This is a genomic window from Bradymonas sediminis (genome assembly GCF_003258315.1).
Classification (GTDB): Bacteria; Myxococcota_A; Bradymonadia; order Bradymonadales; family Bradymonadaceae; genus Bradymonas; species Bradymonas sediminis.
The window spans coordinates 1,274,037-1,297,794 of record NZ_CP030032.1 but is presented as its reverse complement, the minus strand read 5'-3'; the positions used below and the strand labels follow the sequence as shown (position 1 = coordinate 1,297,794).

The window sequence follows — 23,758 nt, the reverse complement described above, 5'->3', positions numbered from 1 at the left end:
TTGGATTTGACCACATATTACCGAATCGATACTCACAAAACTTCGGCGGTTATGTCGAAGCAACTACATTTGTCTCTACCCAAAACATTGCCCACTCACCCCAAAACCGCCACCAACTCCGCCACCACCCGCAACTCACCTGCCTCCCCACCCTCAAAAACCATCACCTCAAACCCCGCATCATCCGACTGCGGCTTCAGCCGCACGACCGTATGTCGCCAGCCACCCTCCTCATCCGCCACCTTCTCCGACTCATAAACCTTCACGGTATAACGACCACCATGTTCCGGATCGGTGATGTCACGAAGTTGCGCCAGAACGACTTTGCCCCGCCGGGTGCCGCCGGGGTTGGCGCGCCAGAGACACCAGGCGCCGTTGGGGATACGGCGGTTCATCGACTCGCCGATAACCTGGGCGACGAAAAGCCCGGGGGCGGGTTGGGTTTGGCCGTCGAGAGTGACCCAATCGAAATCATCAACGGCGTAAACGGCTTGTTCGGTTGAGAAACCGCCGGCGGCGACCTTTAGGTCGAGGAGTGGGACTGCGTTGACGAACGGATCAACCCTAGCGTGAGGGAGGATATTGAGCTGACGATTGGAAGCGGTGGTCGAGGTCGAGGTTCCGCTGGGGAATGCGATGATACTCGACGATTGTGTATGGGTCGAGGTTACGGTTGAGACCGATGATTCGGCGAGCCCGAGGCCGCCGTTTGCGACGGAGGCATAGACATTTTCGTCGGCGCTTTCGTATTGCCGATAGACGTGCAGATAGACGACTTCGGCGAGTGATTGGACGTCTTCTTCGGTATAAGCGTCGATCGGCAGACCGGTCTCCTCGCTATAGAGATAGTCGTAGATCAGGCTTTTGACCTGGGCCTGGGTCTGGCGCTTTTCCTTCCAATGGTCGAGCTCGCCGAGTTTTGATTTTATAAGGTCGAGCAGGTCGCGGGCGATCTCTTTGACGCGATTTCGGGTGCGGGTGTCGAGGTCGTCTTTTTGTTTGATGAGCACGTCGAAGACGGCGAGGTTCTCCTCATCGAGGTCTTCGCGCATGGCGCGTTGCTCCTCTTTTCCCATCTCACCGACAAGCTTAACGAGTTCTTCGAAGGTCTCTTCAATGGTGACGCGGTCGGTCTCGCGATTGTAATCCGCGATGATGGCCGAATAGCGCTTGTAGAAGTCGGTGCGCAGCGGGTTCTGCGCAATCATGCGCTGAAGACGCTTGTCGATGGCGTCTTTGAGCGACTGGACGGCGGTATTTTTATTCGAATTCTTGGAGAACTCCGACTTGAGCCGGTCGAAGTCGATATGGCTGATATCATAGACCTTGCCGGATTTGGCGCCGGGCATTCGGGTCGCGCCAGCGTGGGTGATGGACTCACCGACGATGCCGTGGAGCGCCATCATCACCTCACTAATATCGGCCGCCGCCTTATTGTCTTCGAGCTTCTTATAAATGGCCTCGATGGCGTTGGCGCGCTTGCGATAGGGAGTGATGCGCTGGGGCTCAGCGACCAAGGCTTTACGCTTTTTGAAGACTTCGCGGGCTAGAACCTCAAAGCGCGCACGGGTCTCGTCGGTCTGACAGACGGCGTTGACCGCAGAGTCTTCGTTCGTCTTGCTTAATAGCGCCAGTTTAGCAAAACCGACGGCGTCGGCGAGCTTTTGAATATCGAAACCGCAGTCCTGAAGATGTGCTTCACAGTCGACGACCGCGATCTGGAGTTCTTGTTCGAGCTCATCGAGATTGACGGTCGGCGCGGTATCACTCTCGCCTGCGCCGCCTCCCGGCCCAGGTCCATCGCCGTATTTCGCCAAGGCGGCGCGCAGACTTTTAAGCATCCCATTATAGTCGACGATCAAACCATTGTTTTTGCCAGGCGCCTTGCGGTTAGCGCGGGCGATGGCCTGCATGAGGTTATGCCCCTTCATTGGCTTGTCGATATAGAGCGTCGACAATTGGGGGACGTCGAATCCCGTTAGCCACATCGCACAGACAATAGCCAGGCGAAACGGGTGCGCTTGATTTTTATACTCGGCAGAGAGGTCACGCTCCTTCAGTTTCTGCCGATGTGGAAGGATGTCGAGGCCCCATTTCTTAAAGTGTTTAACCTCGTTTTGGTCCTCGCTAAAGACCACGCAGGTCTCGGTTTCTTGGAGCCAGACAAGCTTCGCTTCACCACGCTCAATATGCCCGTCCGCGACGGCGAGCAGGCGTGCGCGGTCGTCTTCGGTGACGTTGGCGAGCTTTGTGGGCAACGCGCTTCGGTCTTCGCGTAATTGCTGTACACGACGCGCCTGACGCTCGGTTTCCTCCAGCCAGAACTTCTCGATGAGGTTATACATCCGCACGCAAGTGATCTTATCCAAACAGATAAGCATCGCGTTGCCGGTCTCCCACCGGCTCGCGTAGTGGGCAACCAGATCTCGCGCGACGCGCTCCAGGCGCTCGTCGCTGGTGAGGATATGATAGTCGCGGGCGAGGTCTTGTTCGAGTCGTTGGATTTGGTCGGGTTCGAGGTCGTGTTTCTCCAACTCTTCGGCCATACGCTCGTTGATATCAGCGCTGACTAGTTGGAGTTTTTCGCCACGGTTATCGTAAAAGAGTTTGACCGTTGCGCCGTCGTCCACCGCACGTTTGAAGTCGTAGCGCGAGACATAATAACCAAAGGTATCGCGGGTGAGTTGGTCCTCGGGGCCCTCCATCAGCGGCGTGCCGGTGAACGCGATAAAGGCGGCGTTCGGAAGCGCGAGGCGCATTGCCTCGGCCAATTTGCCGTTCTGAGTACGGTGAGCTTCGTCGGCGATGACAATGACATTGTCGCGCAGCGTGCAGGGCTCGGTTTCGTTGACATCAAACTTATGGATAAGCGTGAAGATATAGCGGTGGTCCTCGGCGAGCAGCTTCTTTAGGTCGGCGCGGCTGCTGGCGTGGACGATGGGGGCTTTGGCCTCGGCGACAGCGCCGCAGCCGACGAAGGTATTTACGATCTGGGTGTCGAGCTCGTCGCGGTCGGTGACGATGATAAAGGTGAATGATCCCGCCACCTTGCGATGCACTTTTTGGGCGAGCCAGTACATCGAATAGGATTTGCCGCTGCCCTGGGTATGCCAGAAGACGCCCAGCTTGCCCGCGCGGACATCGCGCTCCTGGACGGCCTCGAAGGCGCGGTTCACGCCGAGGTATTGGTGGTTGGCGGCCAATGCTTTGATGGGTCCGCCGCTGGGGCTCTCGTCGAAATGAATGAAATTCTCGACGATATCGAGAAAGCGTTGCTTCTCGCAGATGCCGCGCAGCATGGTCTCCCAATCGACGACGCCGGTCTCGTCTTCGTCGAGGCGTTTCCACTCGTGGAAGAAGTCGTAGGGGCTTGAGAAGGTGCCCACCCGCGCCTCGTCACCGTTGGAGAGCATCACCAACGCGTTATGGTGGAAGAGGTGCGGAATCGTATCCTGATAATCGCTAAAATTATCGTCATGGGCGACTTGCACATCTTTATAATGAGCCTTGAGTTCGATAAAGAGCAGCGGCAGCCCGTTGACGAAGCCGATGAGATCCGGACGTCGTCGGTAATACTTCCCCTGGACCCATAACTCACGAACCGCGAGGAAGTCGTTATTCTCGGGCTGGTCGAAATCAATAACACGCAGCCGCTCCGCGCGCGACTCGCCATTCTCATCCTTAAATTCGACCGGTACGCGGTCGCGGATAAGGGCCGTCATCTCGCGGTTGGTTTGAAATAGAGACTTCGTCGCACGGGTCACTGTGAGCTTGTTGATGGCCTCATCATAGGCCACATCGGGCAGTCCGGGATTGAGCCTGCGCAACGCGGCTTCGAGCTCGCGAGTGAGCACAACCTCGTTCTCATTCTTGCGCCCGAGTGTTCCATTTGGACCTAAAGTTTCCTCATGCCACGCCATAAGACTTCGCCAGCCGAGCTCCTCGGCGAGGAAGTCGGCGGTGGTCTGCTGCACAAGCTGGTCCTCGGAATATTCGGCGCTCATACCGGAATCCTCCCGTCCATGAGGCGTGGGAGGAGGAGGTCGCGGGCTTCGCGGAGTTTTTGGTTTTGGGAATGTAAACTCTCGCGTTGCACCCATATAATTCGGGCGATTTTATTAAACTCGTGCAAAAGCGATTCCGACGGAACTAAGATTTTTTTGCTGTAGGCGTAATTCCTGTTGAGACCAGGCACTGCAACATCACTGTTCACGAACGTCTGCGCCTTTAACATCGCAAAAACAAAGAGTGACGATTCCTCAGGAGAAATATAAAAGACTGTATCAATAGGGAAGAAAGGTGTTTCCGACCAATAAACAGCGCCAACATTGCCTTTTCGTCCAACAATAACGCTCTGAGCACCAACAAGAGATTTATTATGCGACCCAATTATCCCACTAGAACCATAAACTGGAACATTGCCGGGAATTCGAGTCTTTTTTGTCAGACTTTTCCCATAATTAAGTGTCACCAACTCACCAAGAGTTTGACGACTCCACCCCTCCGGCACACCATCCACAACCTTCACCCGCTCGTGGCCGGGGAAGCGCAGGTAGACGAACCATTCGCGGTAGAGCAGGTGAATAGACTCTTCGAGCAGGGCCATCCGCCGGTTGTTATTCTCGATGAGGTCGTCGTAGGCGGAGAGGATGTCGGCGATGCGGCGTTGGACGGGAATTGGAGGTAAATAGATCTCCATTTTTTTCAGCAATGATATTGTATATGCAGCTTGTGATGAACCAATCCGCGCTCTGTTCTGTTGTGCTTTTCCTTGTGGAGAAACAAACCAATAATAAAGGTATTTGGGCTGAAGGTTCTCCTTACACCTAAACCATGTTAAATTCCCATCCTTAAAGTAAAAACGGTCTCCGGACTTTACAAGATAAGGAACACCAAGAGTTCCAACAGAAGTCAAAAGGAGGTCGCCAGGCAAAGGAACACCGAATTTATTTCTTATCGCTTCAAATTTGGCTTCAGAAATATATAGTTCGCTCGAAACCTGATTACCATGATACTGCTCAATAATCTCTTTACTACGAAAAAATGGAACCCCCGAGGCGACATAATCGGCACGATAAATTCGTTTACTTGAAGTAATTTTACATACATCACCGACTGTATAAATATTCTTCGCGCTCATCCTACCAACTCCTCAAAATTCATCGAAATCGTCGCCGCCAGCGCCACCGCCTCCTCATTCAAGCTCGCCAACTCCACATGAATCTCGCGAAGTCGCTCTTCGACGGCCTCCTCATCCTCGGGTTCGGGAGGTGCGACGCCGACATATCGTCCGGGCGTCAGGCTATAATCCTGCTCGGCGATCTCTTCGTTGCTGACCATCTTGCATAGACCAAGCACATCCGCGTACTCGCCGTCCGGAAAACGAGTCTGAAGCCAGGTGACCTGTGCGAAGGGATAGGTGCTCGCCTTGATGGCCTCGAGGGCAGCATGGCGCGCCTCGTCGAGGGCGTCCTGCTGCTTGCTGATTTCGCGCCCTTCCCAGGCATCCCATTTCGTGGCCCCAAGATCGCGTTTCGCACTATCAAAGGCGCGATTGCTTAGCTTATGGACCTCATTGATCTGGCGTCGCAGCGTCGCGAAACGCTCGATAAAGGGCTGAAAGCTATCGTGGCGAGCGACTTGTTCGGCGTTCGTGGCGGGGATTTTCATCCCCTGTTGCTCGAACCATTTGCTGAGGTCGGCGAGAAGCGCAGTGCGGGTCTTTGAGAGGCTTGAGATGGCGTCGCCGCGCTCGGTGATGGTGGCCTGCAGTGCGGTCAACGCCTCCGCCTCGGCATCTTTGGGAGCGCTCTTCAGCAAATTATCTAATTGCGCGCTGAGTTTATCATTAGGCGCATCAAGCGCAGCGAGTGACTCGCCGAGTTGGGCTGCCGCGTCTTGACTTGTGGCAAAGTAATCTCGAATGAGCTCGAGATAGCGGTCGGTCTGGCCGCGATAGAGCCATACAATAGCAGTCAGGTTGGCGAGCTGCTCGTCGGAGAAGTCCCGAATCTTGCGGCTGATTACGCGGTAGATATTTCGCGCGTCGAGCATCAGAGTTTGATTCTTGCGCTCAGCGGCGCGCCCTTTATCGAAAAACCAGAGCGAGCAGGGAAGCGAGCGGGTATAAAAGAAGTTGGTGCCGATGGACACCATAATATCGACATCGCCCGTTTCAACGAGCTGCTGGCGGATCTTCTTTTCCCAATGGCCGGCATCGGTCGCCGACTGCGCCATGACAAAACCGGCGCGCCCCTGGGGTTTGAGATAGCCATAAAAATATTGAATCCAGAGGTAATTCGCGTTGCTGACGGTATTCGTCTTTTTGCTGATACCCAGCGTTTTCACGCTGGCGAGCAGGCGCGGGTCATCCTTGAGTTTGGTCGGGTCGACCATATCGACGTTAAAGGGCGGGTTGGCCATGACAAAATCGCATTGGCCAACCTTATCGTCGATGCGATCGTAGAAGCTATTGCCCTGCTGGATGGTCCCTTCGAGGCCGTGAACGGCGAGGTTCATCAGCGCGAGACGGGTGTTGGTTTCGGACTTCTCTTGCCCGAAAAAACTTAGCACATCCGAGGGCTTACGCCCCGCCGCTTCGGCCGCGTGCGCCGCCTGCACAAACATACCTGCGCTGCCAACCGCGGGGTCGAGGATGAGCCCATGTGTGGGCTCAATAAAATTCACGATGGTTCGCACGAGCGACGGCGGCGTGAAGAATTCTCCGCCCTCTTGCGCGCCCGACATCGCGAATTTATTGAGAAAATATTCGTAGATACGCCCGAAGATATCGTCATTGGTGGGCGTGCGAAGCTCATCGCTATTGAAGACGCGGACCAGGTTACGCAGCAGGTCCGGGTCGAATTTAGGATATTCTCGAGGAAGCACTCCCTGAAGCAGCTCGGGCACCTGTGCCTCGACCGCCTCCATCGCCTCTTTGATCGCCTTTCCGATATCCTGGTCTTCGGGGAGACCCGCGATGGTGTCGTAGCGCGCCTCCTCGGGCAAAAAGATGGAGCCTTCACTGGCGAAGTCCGCAGCCGTAATCGGGCGAGTTTTACCACCTCGACGCGGCAAACGCGCCTCAATCTGCTCGCGAACCCGGTCAAAACGATTGGTAGCGTGACGCAAAAAGATCAGCCCCAAGACCGGCATCGAATACTCGGTGGCATTGAGTTTACTATTCGCGCGTAAACGGTCGGCCGCCTCCCAAAGAGAGTCTTCCAATCGCTTCAGTTCGTCTCGCTCCATCTACTACCTCACTACTTATTAAAATTAGGGCTCGCCCCTCACTGCTATCTTTTGCTGGGTGAAGTTAACACGCGTGCGCGGAGGCGCTCAAGCGGAATTCGGCATATTATCATCGGATGGCGATCGGTATGCGGGAAATAAGTCCACCCAGCGAGTTTGTAGGTACTCCATCAAAAGTCGTTCGCTGACGGCATCTCCGAATATTCAGTTATAGTTTCCCGCAGGCCACTGACACATCCATTCACCGCTCAAACTTGTGCACCCGAATTCCCGTTAGACTTTGAACACAGACTTAGACAATCCGAGCATATCCGCGGCTCAAAACACAATCCAAACAAGCCCCGCTATCTTTCATTACAACAATGCCTACAATAAATATCGCCCCTCACTGCAGGCATTGCCAAGCCCCGTAGAGCCGCCCCCAAAAACCTGCATTCACAGAACGCCCGCGCAACCTCTCCCCCCCACTATTGCCATTAATCTCCGAGGACCTCTCAATCCCAAATGGTGTCATCTCCGCCATGATACTCCTCCATAAAGGGAACAATCATCGGATGAAACTCGAAGACAGTGTTGCTAGTAATCTTGGGCAATTCTGGCTCAAGGTCCTCTGTATATATTTGGCCATCTTCATTTACTGCAAGAACACCTACTTTATACAAGATCGAAACAAGCTCTTTGGGGTCTTTGGACCCCTCTGGGAAATAAGATACTACCCAAAGGGGAGCGCCCGCATCATCAGACAAAATGGTCCTATCTCTGACGGCACCCAATGCGTCTCTCAACTCCCGAGGATTCAACGGTTTTTTTAGTTTCTCTGTGGAGACCTCTTCGGCAAGCCACATGAGAAAAGTCTCTAAATTCGAATAGAGGTATCCCCACTCGTCATGAAGCGCGTAAACGCGTCCTTTGGAATACCTGTGGCGAGCAGTTTTAATATGCCTGGCAAACACATAATCGTCGCCCTGTTCCACCGCCTCTTGTATTGCGGCTTGGGCATACATAAGCAGATCTCGCGGGCGACGAAGAGTATTTTGGACGAGAAAGTCAAGAAGTGGCGTTCCAGACACGTCTCCTCGAAAGAAATGCTTATGTACCTTGTCAGCAGGAATATTGTAGTAATTTTCAATCCTAAGAGCGAGCATTTCGCTCAGTAGTGGCGTAGTCCATCGAACATATTGCATATATCCAAAGAACTTTTCCCGCTGTGGTAACTTTAACCCTGCCAAAATATCAGCTCGTAAGGCAATAACCGGCTTTACACGCTCACGGTGATTATACTCAGCAACAACACTGAAAAGTGCTCTAACCAGTTGCTGCTGTGCATCGCTGTCTGGGTCCCAGCCTTGGTCGAGATCATCGAACAACAAATAAAGTTTCTGTCCCTTCAACACATTCCAAAACCCTTTCTCAAAAAAACTCTCTGTTTCTTTTAGAAGCTTCTGAATCTCCTGCAAAGAGCTGTCTTTCGGCGCGGTAAGCCCAAAACTCGCCGAAACCTTCCCTACACCGACTTTGATCTCCCGAATAAACTCGACCACGATATCGCTGAAGGTACGACCTTCAGCTGAAAGCTGATTGGCCCGCTTTAAAAATTTATATGCTCGTAGATCATCGCCAAAAATTGGTTGCCAACCTCGCTTTGGACCATCAGGCCCGTACTTCGCAAGCAAGACCCGAGTCATAATGGCATAGTGCCAAACCAACTTGAAGATAATCTGGGATAAGTTCCCGTCTGCGGATGCCTCCTTAAAGGCGGTACTACGAACAATATTGTCGAGATATGTCTTTTCTGGATGAATCGACACGCATAGATAACGGCTATTACTACCGTATCTCTTTTGGATTTCACGAATTATCGCACTTTTCCCGGATCCCGTCCGACCAACCAAAAAGCACCGTTTATCAGTGAGATCGACGGCTGCATCGAAAGCCGGAGCGGTATCTACAAAGTATCTATGAAGGTCTTTATCACCTTCAGCGACTACATCTCCAATATTCGCGTGCGTTAATACCACGTCGCCACCCTTTTCAGTTGTTTAACTTACCACTATCAAATATTACTCAAATTTGTTCTTTTGACTTCTTTTTCCAACCACTTCTCCGCGGCCTCAATCTCTATCTGTAAAGCGTCCCAATGATTACGCACCTGGGCCTTTATTTTCTCATCCCCAAAAATCTCCGCGGCGCGATACACATAGGAAATGAAATTTCGTTTCCCTAAATGAGAGTAATTCTCATATAGTGAGCGCTTAAAAAGCCGGAAATCGCCGGAGTCTTTGGCCGCCTTTGCCTTACTGCGAACAGCCTGCTTCATTTTGCGGTAGAAGCGAGAGATAGAACTCGATCGCACACGGGCTCTTTCGCCATCGAAAGTGAACCCAAGATACTGGAGGTCTCGGTGCCCTTCATCACTTTTAGCAATCAGACGTCCGCCCTCTCGAACAAACTGTACTCGGTCAGTTTTATCCTCCTTTAACTCAAGATGAGCCGATATTGCGAGCTCTCGAATTCTCTTCTCGACTTCTTCCGCATCATCAACACGACCAATCCATAAGATGTCATCCGAATAGCGGCGATATGACCCACCAAGCGTATTAACGAGCTGGTGCATCTTTCGATCAAACTCCAGCATATAGACGTTCGATAAGGTGGCACTAATCGGTGAGCCCTGAGGAATGCCATTGGCGTGGTCATTTACGGTAATCAGCCCCTTATCCCGAACTCGAGTTCGAAATTGTTGTGACGTGCAAATGCGATGTTTCTTTGGCGATGTTTGCGAGTTCAGCCCGAACTGCTCGTACACTTCATCACGATTGACTTGAGAATAGCGCGTTACACTGCGAAAAACCTTATACTCAGGTTCGGGCAGTTCGATTCCGCCAATTACCTCACACCACCTTTCTTTAAGATAACGGTGATCCAAGTTATCAAAGAAGCCACTCACATCGAAGGCCAACGCAACACACTCGCCCCTGTTTCTAATGTCGTCGAAGGCATCTTTTGCGAAATGGATATTGGATTTACCGAGACTTCTATATGCCAACACTGAATCGGAAAACTCCGCTATCCTAGACTCATATCGCTGAGAAAGTTGAAAGCTGTAAAACGAATATATCGCAGCATCGAGATGCGCTGCATAACAAATTGGCCGTTCCTTCATATCCATCCGGCCCTCTTCGGGTCGGTAACGAGGAACCTCCAAAATAAAATGGATAAATGGCCAAAATGAATGTCGAGTTATTGCGTTTGGCGTGGCGAGTACTTCCTTAACGCGCTTTTTTGAAGGAGAAATATCGAAATGACAATAACTCCGAGATTCATATTGCCAATTTCCCAAATCAATCATTCCCCCCCCAAATCATACCAAAGCCACAGAGAGGGATTATCGACATCCCATAACTCTCTAGGCGCACGGCCAGGCCCGACAAAACGAACCCACTCCACCCTCAAAAAGAGAGTGCCCGATTAACGTATTGGTTATACTCAATATGGAGCATCCTGATGTCGCTTATCAAATTAATAAAGAACTTGACAAACACATTGTATGCACATCCCACCAGACTATTCTGGCGGCTCAACCATATTAGCACATTTTTACCGCATGCGAAATATCCCGGGACGAGTAGATTACTCATGAAAGACAAGCAAATCTTGCTACTATCTCGATAGCAACTTGATACGCTCCGGAACATCCGAACATCTTTTCACACTAAAAATGACATCAAGCAATAACAAGACTCATATAACCCACCCCCTTGGCCAAAGAGTGTATAGCCAATATTGCTCCGCTAGTGCTCAACGCGTCGCCGCCATCAGCTCACCCCCTAGTCTCGAAATTCCTTCCGACACACTACCCAATTGAATCGCCCGAACCCTACCCCTACCCCAATCCAACGCCCCCCCCCCGCGCACTCCCACTCCGCTTCGCATCATAAAGCCCCGCATCCGCCCGATCGTCGGCCGCATAGATGTCTTCGCTCTCGCCCAGCTTGGGGAGGAGCAGGCCTACACCAAAAGCGGGCGAGCCGCCCGCGCCCCTTCCCCCACCGCGCGCATTCAACGAACTCGCGCAACGCCCCTCAACCCCCGCCGCGCGCATTCAACGAACTCGCGCAACGCCCCTCAACCCCCGCCGCACCCATCAAAGCAATGCCTGCAATCAGGGTCGACCCCCACTGCAGGCATTGCCAGACCCCTTGCAACGGCCCTTCACCCCAAATTCACACATTCGATGAATACCCGCACCGCGCCCGAACCCTCGGCGCGGCCTATCGCAGACATAAAACAGCGCGGCTCGGCCCCCAAAACACAGGAGGCCGAGCCGCGCGCAAGGCAGGAGATTATTCGGCGACCGGCGCCGGCTGGGGAGTTACGGGGTCCTGTTCGTCGTGGGGCGCATTGATATCAGCCTCAATCGGCGCGTCGGCATCGTCGAGCGCCTCGCCCTCGACCACCGCCCCGGTATCCGGGTCGACCTTCGGCACACTCCCACGACGCTTCATATATTGCCCAATCCGCTCATTTTGCACGGCGATCGGGGCGAGCAGCGCGTCGCGGCGAGCGGGGTCGTCGAGCGTGCGCCCAAATATATCGAAGACCACCTTGTAGAAGGCTTCCTCGGCCTCGCTGACCGCGGCCTGCACCTCATCCCAGCTCAGCCGCTCGCCGGTCTGGAGCTCCTCGCCGAATCGGGCGTTAAGCCACTCCAGGTCGTCGACCAGCGGCTCGAGCGCGAGCTGGCCGAGTTCGGCTGCGAAATCGGCGCGCAGCCGGCGCAGCAGCTCTTTGACTGCGCTATGCTCCTCTTCGAAGGTCTTGCTGGTGATCTCGAAAACCCCGAACGGAAAGAGCTGGGCCTGCATGCGCCGCGCGGTCTCGCGCACCGGCGACTCGCGCTCCATCCCCGCGAAATTCTTGATATTGCCGTAGATCTGGCTCAGCGTGCGGTCGACCTGCTGGTCACGCGCGACCGCCTCGGGGCGCGCCAGACGCCGACTGCGGTCGCGCCGCGCCCAATCGAATTGGAGCTGGCGCGCGGCCCGCGCTTTGTCGCGCCCGTGGGCACAACGCGCTTCCAGCTCGGCCTCGCCTGCCGACTGCGCCAGGGCTTCGACCTCCTCCAGCGCAAAGAGGATCGACCCGATCCCAAACCGATACATATTCAGATTATCGCCCAACCGTGGGTGCATCATACTCGTCTCCATCGCAGTAATTTCGCCGCGTCACGCGGCCCATTCGAGGTTACGCGTTTCCCACTCTCAAAAGCGCTGGGCCCGCATGGGCGGGTTTTGCGCACTACTGCTGAGAACTGATGTGTGAATGCTCGGTGAGAGTAATTCGGAGGGGTGTGGGGCGTCAACTTAGGGGTAGCGAAGTGGATAAAAACGAAATGAGTGGCCGCCTACCCAACCACCCGCGCCCGCCCACCCCGCTTCGCCTCATAAAGCCCCGCATCCGCCCGCTCAATCGCCGCGTAGATATCCTCACTCTCCCCAAGCTGCGCCGCGCCGGCGCTGAACGTGACCAAGAAGGTCTCGCCGTCGGCGCTAAATTTGTGCGCGCCGAACGCCTGGAGCATCTCGCGCAGCGCGTCGGCGAGTCGCGCTTCTCCGTGTGTGTGGGACGCGACGATAAACTCTTCGCCGCCGAGCCGGCCGGTGGCGATGGCCTCGGGGAAGTGGGCCTGCAGGGTGTCGGCGAGGGTGCGAAGGACCGCGTCGCCGACCAGGTGGCCGTGGGTGTCGTTGACCTTCTTGAATTCATCGACGTCGAGGATGGCCAGCTCGATCGGGGCGCCCGGGGCGTTGCGCCGGGCGTGCTCGATGCGCCGGATGGACTCGCGTCGGTTCGACAGGCCGGTGAGTGAGTCGGTGGTCGCTTCGTGTTGGGCGCGCTCGTATTGTCGGACGACCGACAGGCGGGCGGCGAGCAGGCCAGCGCTGAGCTCGGTGATGGGGCGGTCGCGGCGGTCGAAGGCGTCCTGGCCCCGGACGTCGACCACCAGCGCGCCGACGCTCTGGCCGGCGTAGGATAGGTTGGCGCAAAGGGTCATGCTGGCGCCTGGCATCGCGCTGCGCGAGGTCTGCCAGCGTTGCAGGGACGGGCGCTCGAATTCGCCGGGCGTCTCGGGGACGATTTGCTCGGGCAGCTCGTTGCCGGACAGCGCGTCGAGCGAGCCCTGCGCGTCGACCACGCGCAGCCGCCCGCCGTCGAAAACCGCGACCGCCAGGCCCAGGATATCGACCTGCTCAAAGAGGAACTCGCCGAACGCGCGCACCGACTCCAATTGGGTGAGCTCGGCGCGCTGCAGCAGGTCCTGCAGCTCGACCATCGCGTCGAGGTTCTGGTTTTGCCGGGCGAGGCGCTGCTGGGTTTGGGCGCGGTCAAAGAAGACCCCGAGCCAACCTGCCAGCATGGTGACGAACTCCTCATCGACCTTCGGGTGGCGGACGACGCGCGGCGTGCTGGATGTAAAATTGAGCGTCCCGACTACTTTGCCGCCGATCTCGACCGGCGCGCCGATATAGGACTCGAGCGCGAAATTCTCGTAGCACGGGTGCCCGGCGTGCTCGGATTGGCCCATATGCGAAATCTGCAGGACGCCGCCGCTGTCGAGCATGATGGAGCAATAGGTATTCCCGAGCTCAAATACCGTGCCGCGCTCGACGGCCTGGCCGGTCTGCGAGACGAACGCCTCGATGACGTATTGCTGCCCGGCGATGCGGCTAAAGATGGCCGTCTGCTCTCCCAAGATCTTGGCGGCCCTCGCCAGCGTAAATTCCAGAAGGTCTTCGACACCCTGGTACTCGCGGGTCGACAGGTCGAAGAGCAATTGAGAGCGATTCAGCCGCTCGGCCAACTCGTGGCGCACGATCTGGAGCTCTTCGGCGTCGCGCACCATCTTGGTGACATCGCGGACAATCCCCATATATCCGAGCGTGCGACCATCGGCGTCGCGCACCGGCACGCCGCGGGTCTCACCGAGGAAGACCGTCCCGTCTTTTCGACGATATTCGACGATATACGCCCCGGCGACCACGTCAGCCTTGGGGTTAAATCGCTGGCTCCCCTGCGCGCTGAAGTCCGACGGATTGGCGTAGAGCATGCGGGTATTCTCACCGATGACCTCCTCGGGCTCGTACCCAAACATCTCGACAAACCCCTTGCTGACGAACTCCATCCGGCGCTCCAGGTCCGCGAAGACGACGGCGTCAGGAAGGTGCTCGATCAGTGCCTCGAATACCTCATCGCTCATCGCCCGCGTCACGATCGTTGGCTCGTCATCCAATGCCATATTCTCTTCCGGTGTGTGCGGTTGAACTAGGAAACGTGTCGGCGCCTACGCGCTCTAAATAGCATAATCACTGGCTGCGACCCAAACCCTGTCCGGGCGCGTTGGGGCGCTGGACCGAAGGCACACGCCGGGCTACAGCGATTCGTATTCTCAACACGCCGCGCGTGCGCTAAGTACAGACACCACGACGTACGACGCATCACCGCGCATTTCCAACACGCTCCTTCAACTCTCACTTACCGTTTTGCCCCATGATCACACAAAATTGCACGCCCCTTATTCGTCTGCTCGCCCTGCTGATTTCCGCCACGAGTTTCGCCTGTGAGCGCGCGCCCGAGGCGCCGCAGCCCGACGCCGCGGGGCCCCCCACGTTGGCCCCAAAGACCGACGCCGCCGAGCCCCCTAAAGACGAGGTAAGCTCACGCCACGCAGTCAAATTCACCGGCGCCGACGGCCAGACGCGAAGCTTCAGCCTGGCCGAGCTCATCGAGCATGTGCCGACCCACGAGGTCACCGTCCACGACCCGCTCTACGACAAAGAGAAGACGTTTCAGGCGTTTTCGCTGCGCGAGCTCATTCCGTACGGCTTCGGACAGACCGCCGAGGCGCTCGCCGACCAGGACATCGTGCTGGGCGCCCTCGACGGCTATACCGTGCCCACCCACGGGGCGCGCCTGTTTGAGGAAGGCGGCTACGCGGCTTTTGCCGACGAGCCGCCGAAGGGGTGGGAGCCCATCGAGGCCAAAAAAGCAGACCCCTCGCCGCTGTATATGATCTGGGTCAAGGACTCCCAGCAAAATGAGCAGACCCACCCGCGCCCCTGGCAGCTCACCGAGTTCGCGCTCAGCTCGCACGAGGCGCTCTACGCCCACGCGAGCCCCGCAGACCTGCCGGAAGACGACCCCGCCCAGCGCGGCTATGCGCTGTTTCGCCAGAATTGCATTGTTTGCCACTCGGTGAACCTGAGCGGGGGGCGCGTGGGCCCGGAGATGAATATCCCCCAGAATATCACGGAGTACCGCAGCCGAGACTTTGTGCTCGCTTATATCTCGAACCCGGAGCAATTTCGCTATAGTCAGATGCCGGCGTTCTCTCACCTCAGCGAGGCTGAGCTGGCGAGCATCTGGAGCTATCTTGAGGCGATGAAGGCGCAGAAGATTGAGTTGCCGGGTAAATAAAAATAATCCCACAAAAAAACCAAGCGTAAGGGTGCCACCCACCCCGACCGAACCCCAAGCGTAAGGGTGCCACCCACCCCGACCGAACCCCGGAAGAGGAGGAACCCGCGCCTATGAGCGCGCGCGCCCAAAGAGCTCCCGGTGGCGCACCTCAGCCCCACATTCAGGGGAGCCCCTGGGACCCGGATACCCCGTGGACAAAGGCGCTCAAGGCCGTCCAGAACGCCGATGTTCGGGTGCGTATCAATTATCAATTGCGCGCAGAAAACTCCGACCGCCCCTCCTTCTTTTTCGACGCCTCAGACGTCTTCTTTGGGGCCGACCGCCCCACCATGGGCATGCAAGTGCTCAGCAATATCACGGAGATCTAGCTCGACGCCCCCGCGCCAAGTGTAAGGGTGCCACCCACCCCGACCGACCGCACCACGACGGACAGACCTTCGTCAGCGTGGGTGGCACCTCGACGGACAGACGCGACAAAAAAGACCAAGCTGCGGTATTTCTCGTCCCGGTCACCGATGCCGAATCACGCTCTCAAGCCCATAAATAGCCCTTTGTCGGGGTGGGTGACACCCCGATATCCGGAGACCTGACACAACAAATCGATCGCGGGTGACCATACGCGCGCCGTCATCGCCGAGGATGTCTCGGTGGTCGACGGCTCACATCTCAAGATTGTGCGTGTGGGGGTATAGTAAGCCGGGGCGCTGGTGCGGCTTGTCTTGCCGTACCAGTCGACGACGTGCCCCGCTCAGTTTGGGCGCTCGCCTTGGATGCCGCTCGAAACGGTGTATTTGCGGGCTGCAATTAAGTGTTTGCCACCCTCAATACGATCGAGCGGCGCCCCAAGGTCGTCGAAGGCGCAAGACCGTTACTTGCCGCGCACCAGCATGGCGGACGGTTTGTACTTGGTCTTCGCACGTAGCTTCGCATCGGCCGGCACTGCGACCGCCAAAACAGTAACATCGCCCTTCTTTGCTCCCATCGACTTCGCGGCTTTGGCGGCGAGCATCGTCAACGTTTCTTCGTCACCCTTGACCCAATCGCTGCCAGACAAAAACATGTCGCCGGGAAAGAACATATCGCCGGGAAAGAACATATCGCCAGGAAAGAACATGTCGCCGGGAAAGAACATGTCGCCAGGAAACCACTTCGAGCCGGCGAGCGTGGTGTCTGCACCGATGCTGACAGTTTTCTTGGTGAAGTTCGTGAGCTTTCCGCCTTTGAAAAAGGCCACGAACGTGTCGAACTTCTGCGTCTTTTCACCGCTGTGTTCGATGACGGCGAGCTTGGTCAAGATTTTGCCAGCGTCCTTGGCCGACATCTTTTTGTTCGTCGGCAACTGGCCGTCAAACTTCATCACGACCGTCGGGCTCTTGTCCTGGGCAGACGCTTCTGCTCCGACCAGCCCGCCAACGAAACAGAACACAAGGACGGCGACCAATAGACGACTCATCTTCTGAAAACCTGCAAACATTTCTCTCTCCTCATTCGGGGGGATAATGAACCAACCAGACAATCCATTTGATGATGCGTGTTCAATACCAACAAAACACGACGATTTCCATTCACCAAAATCGTCGTTCCCGCTTAAAAACGCATATGAGTTCGACGCGTGGGTGCGAAATGAATTCAAAACGAGAATGAAAAACCCCTCCGGCCAACTACCCAAACTCAACGACCGTCCCAACTCACGCTGAGGTGAAGGTGCAACCCACCCCGACCAACCCCAAATGTCAAGGTGCCACCCACCCCGACCGACCCCGCCTTATGCAGCTGAGAGCAGGAACTCGACGCCCCTGGGAGTGCGCGCTATCGCCTCTTTTCAAAAAAAGTACGCAACAATTTCGAGGGTTCTGCCGAAAACCATAGTGAGGGATATCTTCGATCACGAGACTGCGACTGAGAACAACCACTATGGGACGACGCATCCGCATTCAGCAGGCAGAGGCGATTCACTTCGTAACCAACCGTTGCTTCCAGCAGCGCTTCTTTCTTCGGCCGTCAAAGGAGGCCAACCGCATCGTCCTGGGGTGTCTGGCCCGGGCGGCGGCCATGCACCACGTGCGTCTGTTCGCGTTCGTGTTCATGAGCAACCACTTCCATATGCTCGTGCAGGCGCCGTTTATGAACCTGCCCGAGTTTATGCGCGATTTCCAGTCGTCGCTCGCCCGGGAGCTCAACCGGCTGCACGGGCGTGAGGGTGACTTCTTTGAGCGGCGCTACTCGTCCGAGCAGGTCCTCGATGACGAGGCATTCCTCGACCGACTTAGTTACACGCTCAACAACCCCTGCAACGACCACCTGGTGCGCCACATCGAGGACTGGCCGGGGGTGAGTTCCTGGGACTTCCACACGACCGGGGAGCCGATGGTCGGCGAGTGGCTCGACCGCCGGGAGCTACGCCGGCTTCGACGAAAAGACGCCAGCGCCTGCATAAAAGACGCCTACCGAACCTACAGGCTCGAGCTGGCCACGCCGCCGATGTTCGACGACCTCGACGCGGTCTTGGCCCGGGCGAAGATCTGCGAGCATATCGCTGACGGTGCCCGCGAGCTTCAAAAGGAGCGCGCCAGGCGGCGCATCAGGTGTGCGGGCCCGGCCAAGGCCATGGGCAAACACTGGTCCAATCGACCCAAAGCTCCCAAGAAGTCGATCCGCCCGCTATGCCACAGCGGCTGCCCAAAGCTTCGTCACGCGCACCGGGAGCAGGTATGGGCGACCACCGACGCCTATAAGGTCGCCATGGGCCGATGGCGCAAGGGTAGGTCCAAACCTAGCTTTCCTGTAGGCACCATCCCGCCGGGCTATACGGCCTGCGTGGGAGGACCGCCGCGACCTGCACCTTTCGTCGCAGTCGAGTGGCCCGCCTGAGCTTATAGACGTGCTCCTACCGGGTTGCTGCGTTCCAGCCAATTCGATCCCCGCACCCGCGTGTCGCGGCCACGGAATCGGTGTGCCCAACGCCAATAAGCGCCGTTCACCTTGTTCCACTTAGAACACCTATCCGGGCTCTTTTGCCCGCGGCGAAAACCCGATGCGCCTGGACTCGATAAGAAGGCGAATCTGCGGCAGATTCCGTACCAGCCGAAGATGCCAAAACACGCTCTCGTGCCCGTAAATGACCCTTTGTTAGGGTGGGTGGCACCCAGACGGACGGCCCTTCGTCAGCGTGGGTGGCACCCCGACGGAGGGCGTGGGTGGCACCCCGACAACCCGGCCCTTCGTCAGCGTGGGTGGCACCCCGACAACCCGGCCCTTCGTCAGCGTGGGTGGCACCCAGACGGAGGGCGTGGGTGGCACCCGGACAACCCCTAAAAATGCGGCATCCAGAGTGGCTCAGGCGCCTCGGTTTAACGGAATCCAATGCGCGCGGCGCACTTGAATCGCACGATCCTGCGCGTCCGGCTCCCACGCCGGTCGCGACGACATCAACACGCGACCGCCCACCGCTATCTCGCGAAAAACCCGGTCCCCAAGAAACCGCTCCCGAACGATACGCACCGCCCCGCTCCCCCGGGCCACGACGATATCTTCGGGCCGAATGACCAATATCCCTTCGCCTCGAGGGTCGCCGCTAACCCGTCCCAACTCCACCTCGCCCAACGCGCAGCGAACAACCCCGGCGCTCACTTCAGCCTCTAGGACGTTGGCCGGCCCCAGCCCGCTGGCGACCTCGATCGTCGAAGGCTGCTGATACAGCGTACGCGCCATCCCGGTCTGCAGAAGCTTCCCACTGCGCAGCACGCTGATGCGATCAGCCACGTCCATCGCCTCTTCGGCCGAATGGGTCACCAATAAAGTCGTGAGCCCGCGGTCGCGAACCAGCTCGAAGGTCTGGCGGCGCAGGTCGGCTCGCAACTCCGGGTCGAGGTTGCTAAACGGCTCGTCGAATAGGAGCACTTCGGGCTCCCTGGCCAACGCGCGCGCCAACGCCACCCGCTGCTGTTCTCCACCGCTGAGTTCTCCGGGCATTGCGTCGCGCCGATGCGCGAGCCCGATGAGCTCCAATAGCTCGTCGATGATGGGCGCTCCCCGGCCCACACCGAAGGCGACGTTCTGCCCCACCGACATATGCGGGAAAAGCGCGTAATCCTGGAAGACCAGCCCCACAGGCCTGTCTTCGGGTGCCGCAAACACGTCGCCGTCGACGGTCCTGCCGCCGATGCGCAACTCCCCTTTTCGCACCCGCTCAAAACCGGCGAGCGCGCGCAATATCGTCGACTTCCCGGAGCCCGACTGTCCGAGCAGAACGTGCACCTCGCCCACCTCAAGGCTCAGCGAAACCCCATCTACTGCGATATGGTCCTCGTAGGCGATCTGGACATCTTCGAGCTCAACTTGAGCCATCAATCTTGACCTCGTAAATCCGTATCCGGACGCAACCACAGAGCGCCGAGCGCTAAGCTAAGGAGCACAAAAACCGTCGGCGCTGTCGCTGTGAAGAACGCATCCTGGGTCAGCGACCAGATCCTCTGCGCCAGCGTCGAAAACCCCGGCGGTTTCAACAATATCGTCGCCGGTAATTCTTTGATCACTGAGATAAACACGGCGAGCCCGGCCGCCGCCAATGAAGGGAGCGCGACGGGCAGCACGACCCGCCTGATCGCGCCCATGGGGGACTGCCCCAGGCTGCGCGCCGCCTCATATAGCCTCGGGTTTTGCTGGGACAGCCCGTCGGCCATCGTCGTCGACGCCTGCGGCAGAAAGCGGATGAGGTACGCCAGTTGTAGCATCCAAACGGTATGGTAAAGCCACGGAAACCCGCGCGTCCCCATATAGACAAGCGCCAACGCAACGACAATCCCGGGCAGCGTGTAGCCAACGTGTACGCTGCGGTCAAGGAACCGTGAGAACCTCCCGGAGTCAAATCGATGCAGGAGCGCCGGGATCAGCCCGACAAATGTGATCAGGACCGCCGCGCCGGCCGCCAACCCGAGCGAATTGAGCGTCTCGGTATAGAGCGGGATCAGCGTATTGCCCTGGGCCATGCCGCGAATCAGCCACCAACCCACAACGCCGATCGGGAGAAGCGCGCCGAACCCCGCGACCACGACGCAGAACGCAAACGCCACCCACCGATAAGGTCCCAAAGCGATGACCGGCCACGGTCGAATCGTCCCGGTGTTTCGGGCTTGTTTCGGTCGGCGCTCAATCAACGCCCCGGCCGCCAGGAAGGCGAGCGCGACGAGCATCAACACGAACGCGTACCAGACCGCCTCGTGGCGCATAAACGGCGAACTATACCGCACATAGATGAGGTAGCTGAGCGACGGGAATCGCAGCAGCGAGACCGCCCCGAAGTCGCCCAGCACGTAGAGCCCGACGAGCAACCCGCCGCGCGTGGCCGCGGGGCGCACCGCCGGCAAGATAATTTCGCGAAACGCGCGAAGCGGCGACGCTCCCAACGACCGAGCCGCCTCCCAGGTGCGCGGGTCAACCCGCGCCATCGCAGCCTGCAGCGGAAGAAGCACATATGGGTAGACAAAGAGGAGCGCGACAAACGCGCCGAAGAACCCGTACACGTCCGGCAACGGGAGGCCGAGGTCACTGGCGAGCCCCGACGGCCCCAATAGCGCGACGACGACAAACCCGGAGACATACGAAGGGACAGCGAGCGGCAACACCATGATCCGGCGCAAGTGACGCCGAGCCGGCATATCCGTGGCGTGCGTCAACCACGCCAGCGGCAATGCGATCAACACACAAACGATCGAAACAGCCGCGGCCAGCGTCAAGCTAGCCACGACCGCTTCGAGCATCGCTGAGTTGAACAGAATCGCCCCTGCCTGGTCTGCGCCGCCCCAAGCGCGCAGCACCAGCCATATAAATGGGGCGACCACGACCACGCCGAGGAGTCCCCCCAGCGCGCGCGCGCCCAATTTGCTCCAGTCGCTCAAATTACTTCAACGCTCCGATTTCGTGCAGCAGGCGCACCGCCGGCTCGAGCTGCCCTAGCGTGGAGAGGTCGGTCGCAGGCGTCTTCAGCTCCGTGATCTTCGGGATCTTCCCGCCGGTCTCAACGCCGGCGACGAGCGGAAACTCATGGGTCTTGGTCGCGAAATACTCCTGCGCAGGCTTCGACAGCAGGAATTCAACAAACGCGTCGGCGGCCTCTCGATTCTGGCCGGTCTTGACGACCGCGACGCCGGCCGCGTTCACGAGCGAACCGGACTTCCCGCTGCGAAAATAGTGGTTCGCCACGGGGAAGTCCTCGCCGTGCTCAGCTTTGAGTCGGAACAGATAATAGTGATTGGTCAGCCCGACCTCGATCTCGCCGCGCCCCACGGCGGTCACCAGGGGCGTATTTGAGGGGAACGCCTTGGGCGCAAGGGCCATCACGCCCTCCAGCCACTTCTTGGTCTCCTCCTGGCCGCGCTGCGCGATCATCGCCGCCACGAAGGACTGAAACGACGCGTTCTCGGGCGCCCAGCCAATCCTGCCCTTCCAGCGCTCATTGAGCAGCCCATCCACGTCGGCCGGGAGCTCCTCGGGTTTGACGGTGTTGGTGTTATACGCGAGGACACGGGCGCGCCCGCTCACGCCAACCCAGGTGTTGTCGGCGGCGCGGAAGGTCGCGGGGACGCGCTCGGCGAATTTCTCGTTCGCGACGAGCTTCCCCTCGTTCGCCAGGAACCCGAGCGTGCTCACGTCCTGGGCAAAGAAGACGTCCGCCGGCGACGCGTCGCCCTCTTCGACCAACGTCGCGGCGAGCTCAGACGACTTGCCGTATTGAACCTTGATCTCGATCCCGGACTCCTCGCTGAATTGCGCCATGAGCGGCTTTAACATTTCCTCGTTTCGGCCGCTGTAGATCGTGAGCTCGCCGACCTTTTCTTCGGCATCGGCCACCTTTTCAACGGCCGCCTCGCCCGTGGTCGACTCGACCTCTTTGGGTTTGTCACAGCCTGACAGGACGAGGGCCAGCATCGATAGTATAAGTAGTACGTTGCGCATCTTTCTCACCTGCTAATTGATAACGACTTTCAATTTCACACCTTTTCGCTCGGCGATAGTATGAACGCTCCCGCTTGTGTGTCAAGCCTTAAGTGCCCGACAGCCAGTAGAGCGCTCGAGATGAGTCGATGGCTCGCAGATTAGAGATGGATGCGATTCACCCGAATCCGCGGAAGACTCCTCGCTCGCGTGCATATTTCGCGTTTCTGTGGGGGTGGCGCTATACCAAACAAAAAACCCGCCAACTCCAAAGAGTCAGCGGGTTTCTTAAGTCGGGGCGCCCAGATTTGAACTGAGGACCTCTTGCTCCCGAAGCAAGCGCGCTACCAAGCTGCGCTACGCCCCGATTTGGGATGCCGTTGGTGTGATGTCCAACGGAGGCGCTTTATAGATTCGCCTCGCGTTGGTGTCAAGCACTTTGTTTGTTTTTTGCCGCAATTTGTATCTTTTTTGGCAAAACCCACGCCAACGGGTCGAATTAGTGGTCGTGACCGGCGTGATCGTCGTGTCCCTGAGGATCGGCGGCGCCTTCGGCCTTATCGGACTTGTACTGCTTGAGCTTCATATTGCACTCGGGGCACAGGCCGTCTTCGGTATTCTCCATGGCGGCCCAGTGGGCGGTTCCCATGTCGCAATGCCAGGCGCCTTCGGGGAGTTGGGCAAGTTCGACGGGCGGGTCGAATTTTTTACCTTTTGCGGGGACTTCGACCTTCTCGAGTTTTTCGGCCTTCTCGGCGGGTGCTTCAGCCTTTTCGGCCTCGGCCGCTTCGGGCTTGGCTTCGTCGGTCTTCTCGACGGCGGCTTCGGCCTCGGCGGGCTGCTCGGCGTCTTTCTTCTCGCAGCCGATGGTGACCAGACTCAGCGACAGGCTCAGCAACAGGATTGCGCGGGTGCAGAACTTCATGGGTGACTCCATTATAGGTTGAGGCTGAAAAATTGCTTCGCTTTTGAACGGTCTCGGCAAGGAGTGCCGGCGATTAACGCCCTTCCCTGGCGTGGAAGCGGCGAAAACGAAGGACTATTCATAGGCCATCTGGCGTGGATTTGCCAATTAAGGAAAATCCCCCGCCCGCCT

At 57.6% G+C, this 23,758-nt stretch carries 15 protein-coding genes and 1 tRNA gene; 3 read left to right on the top strand and 13 right to left on the bottom strand.

The genetic code is table 11. The features are described 5' to 3' along the window. Positions 1 to 95: 95 nt before the first annotated feature. The 7 genes from DN745_RS04840 to DN745_RS04805 form a co-directional block, all read right to left on the bottom strand. On the bottom strand, positions 96 to 4,004 hold the full coding sequence (locus tag DN745_RS04840) for a type I restriction endonuclease subunit R (RefSeq protein ID WP_133622103.1): 3,909 nt from the start codon (positions 4,002 to 4,004) through the stop codon (positions 96 to 98). Beyond that, complete coding sequence (locus DN745_RS04835) at positions 4,001 to 5,140, bottom strand: restriction endonuclease subunit S (protein WP_111332652.1); 1,140 nt, start codon at positions 5,138 to 5,140, stop codon at positions 4,001 to 4,003. Before DN745_RS04835 ends, DN745_RS04840 begins: the two co-directional genes overlap by 4 nt. After that, positions 5,137 to 7,251, bottom strand: coding sequence for a type I restriction-modification system subunit M (locus DN745_RS04830; protein WP_111332650.1), 2,115 nt, complete (start codon positions 7,249 to 7,251; stop codon positions 5,137 to 5,139). The genes DN745_RS04835 and DN745_RS04830 overlap by 4 nt, the downstream gene beginning before the upstream one ends. A gap of 494 nt (positions 7,252 to 7,745) precedes the next feature. Then, positions 7,746 to 9,269, bottom strand: a complete 1,524-nt coding sequence (locus DN745_RS04825; RefSeq protein ID WP_133622104.1) for a P-loop ATPase, Sll1717 family — start codon at positions 9,267 to 9,269, stop codon at positions 7,746 to 7,748. Between the two features lie 35 nt (positions 9,270 to 9,304). Further along, complete coding sequence (gene drt2, locus DN745_RS04820) at positions 9,305 to 10,600, bottom strand: antiviral reverse transcriptase Drt2 (protein WP_111332647.1); 1,296 nt, start codon at positions 10,598 to 10,600, stop codon at positions 9,305 to 9,307. 994 nt (positions 10,601 to 11,594) lie between these two features. Further along, positions 11,595 to 12,446 (bottom strand): DUF6261 family protein, encoded by an 852-nt coding sequence (locus DN745_RS04810; RefSeq protein ID WP_133622105.1) that lies wholly within the window; start codon positions 12,444 to 12,446, stop codon positions 11,595 to 11,597. A 209-nt stretch (positions 12,447 to 12,655) separates the two neighbouring features. Then, a complete protein-coding gene (locus tag DN745_RS04805; protein ID WP_111332643.1) occupies positions 12,656 to 14,548 on the bottom strand; it encodes a diguanylate cyclase domain-containing protein in 1,893 nt (630 codons plus the stop codon). Positions 14,549 to 14,799: 251 nt separating this feature from the next. On the opposite strand from DN745_RS04805, the gene DN745_RS04800 reads away from it, so the two are divergent. After that, a complete protein-coding gene (locus DN745_RS04800; RefSeq protein ID WP_111332641.1) occupies positions 14,800 to 15,726 on the top strand; it encodes a c-type cytochrome in 927 nt (308 codons plus the stop codon). A gap of 113 nt (positions 15,727 to 15,839) precedes the next feature. Beyond that, positions 15,840 to 16,097: a hypothetical protein gene (locus DN745_RS04795; RefSeq protein WP_111332640.1), complete on the top strand. Its 258-nt coding sequence runs from the start codon at positions 15,840 to 15,842 to the stop codon at positions 16,095 to 16,097. Positions 16,098 to 16,597: 500 nt separating this feature from the next. Here DN745_RS04795 and DN745_RS04790 read toward each other — a convergent pair whose 3' ends face one another. Further along, the gene (locus DN745_RS04790) at positions 16,598 to 17,203 is read right to left on the bottom strand and encodes a hypothetical protein (protein WP_111332638.1); all 606 of its coding nucleotides are present in this window, start codon (positions 17,201 to 17,203) and stop codon (positions 16,598 to 16,600) included. A 440-nt stretch (positions 17,204 to 17,643) separates the two neighbouring features. Between DN745_RS04790 and DN745_RS04785 the strand changes: the two genes are divergently transcribed. Beyond that, on the top strand, positions 17,644 to 18,600 hold the full coding sequence (locus DN745_RS04785; RefSeq protein WP_111332637.1) for a transposase: 957 nt from the start codon (positions 17,644 to 17,646) through the stop codon (positions 18,598 to 18,600). Between the two features lie 465 nt (positions 18,601 to 19,065). Here the strand turns inward: DN745_RS04785 and DN745_RS04780 are convergent, their stop codons facing one another. The 5 genes from DN745_RS04780 to DN745_RS04760 form a co-directional block, all read right to left on the bottom strand. Beyond that, on the bottom strand, positions 19,066 to 20,076 hold the full coding sequence (locus tag DN745_RS04780; protein WP_111332635.1) for an ABC transporter ATP-binding protein: 1,011 nt from the start codon (positions 20,074 to 20,076) through the stop codon (positions 19,066 to 19,068). Beyond that, a complete protein-coding gene (locus DN745_RS04775; protein WP_111332634.1) occupies positions 20,076 to 21,626 on the bottom strand; it encodes an ABC transporter permease in 1,551 nt (516 codons plus the stop codon). The genes DN745_RS04780 and DN745_RS04775 overlap by 1 nt, the downstream gene beginning before the upstream one ends. Position 21,627: 1 nt before the next feature. Continuing rightward, on the bottom strand, positions 21,628 to 22,683 hold the full coding sequence (locus DN745_RS04770; protein WP_111332632.1) for an iron ABC transporter substrate-binding protein: 1,056 nt from the start codon (positions 22,681 to 22,683) through the stop codon (positions 21,628 to 21,630). A 272-nt stretch (positions 22,684 to 22,955) separates the two neighbouring features. Next, a tRNA-Pro gene (locus tag DN745_RS04765) sits at positions 22,956 to 23,029 on the bottom strand. A gap of 132 nt (positions 23,030 to 23,161) precedes the next feature. Then, a complete protein-coding gene (locus tag DN745_RS04760; protein ID WP_111332630.1) occupies positions 23,162 to 23,587 on the bottom strand; it encodes a hypothetical protein in 426 nt (141 codons plus the stop codon). Between the last annotated feature and the right edge of the window lie 171 nt (positions 23,588 to 23,758).

What these genes read in the sequence shown, in the direction of transcription:
- DN745_RS04840 (WP_133622103.1), bottom strand. Translation starts at nt 4,004, where the DNA reads ATGAGCGCCGAATATTCCGAGGACCAGCTTGTGCAGCAGACCACCGCC.
- DN745_RS04835 (WP_111332652.1), bottom strand. Translation starts at nt 5,140, where the DNA reads ATGAGCGCGAAGAATATTTATACAGTCGGTGATGTATGTAAAATTACT.
- DN745_RS04830 (WP_111332650.1), bottom strand. Translation starts at nt 7,251, where the DNA reads ATGGAGCGAGACGAACTGAAGCGATTGGAAGACTCTCTTTGGGAGGCG.
- drt2 (WP_111332647.1), bottom strand. Translation starts at nt 10,600, where the DNA reads ATGATTGATTTGGGAAATTGGCAATATGAATCTCGGAGTTATTGTCAT.
- DN745_RS04810 (WP_133622105.1), bottom strand. Translation starts at nt 12,446, where the DNA reads ATGATGCACCCACGGTTGGGCGATAATCTGAATATGTATCGGTTTGGG.
- DN745_RS04805 (WP_111332643.1), bottom strand. Translation starts at nt 14,548, where the DNA reads ATGGCATTGGATGACGAGCCAACGATCGTGACGCGGGCGATGAGCGAT.
- DN745_RS04800 (WP_111332641.1), top strand. Translation starts at nt 14,800, where the DNA reads ATGATCACACAAAATTGCACGCCCCTTATTCGTCTGCTCGCCCTGCTG.
- DN745_RS04795 (WP_111332640.1), top strand. Translation starts at nt 15,840, where the DNA reads ATGAGCGCGCGCGCCCAAAGAGCTCCCGGTGGCGCACCTCAGCCCCAC.
- DN745_RS04790 (WP_111332638.1), bottom strand. Translation starts at nt 17,203, where the DNA reads ATGTTTGCAGGTTTTCAGAAGATGAGTCGTCTATTGGTCGCCGTCCTT.
- DN745_RS04785 (WP_111332637.1), top strand. Translation starts at nt 17,644, where the DNA reads ATGGGACGACGCATCCGCATTCAGCAGGCAGAGGCGATTCACTTCGTA.
- DN745_RS04780 (WP_111332635.1), bottom strand. Translation starts at nt 20,076, where the DNA reads ATGGCTCAAGTTGAGCTCGAAGATGTCCAGATCGCCTACGAGGACCAT.
- DN745_RS04770 (WP_111332632.1), bottom strand. Translation starts at nt 22,683, where the DNA reads ATGCGCAACGTACTACTTATACTATCGATGCTGGCCCTCGTCCTGTCA.
- DN745_RS04760 (WP_111332630.1), bottom strand. Translation starts at nt 23,587, where the DNA reads ATGAAGTTCTGCACCCGCGCAATCCTGTTGCTGAGCCTGTCGCTGAGT.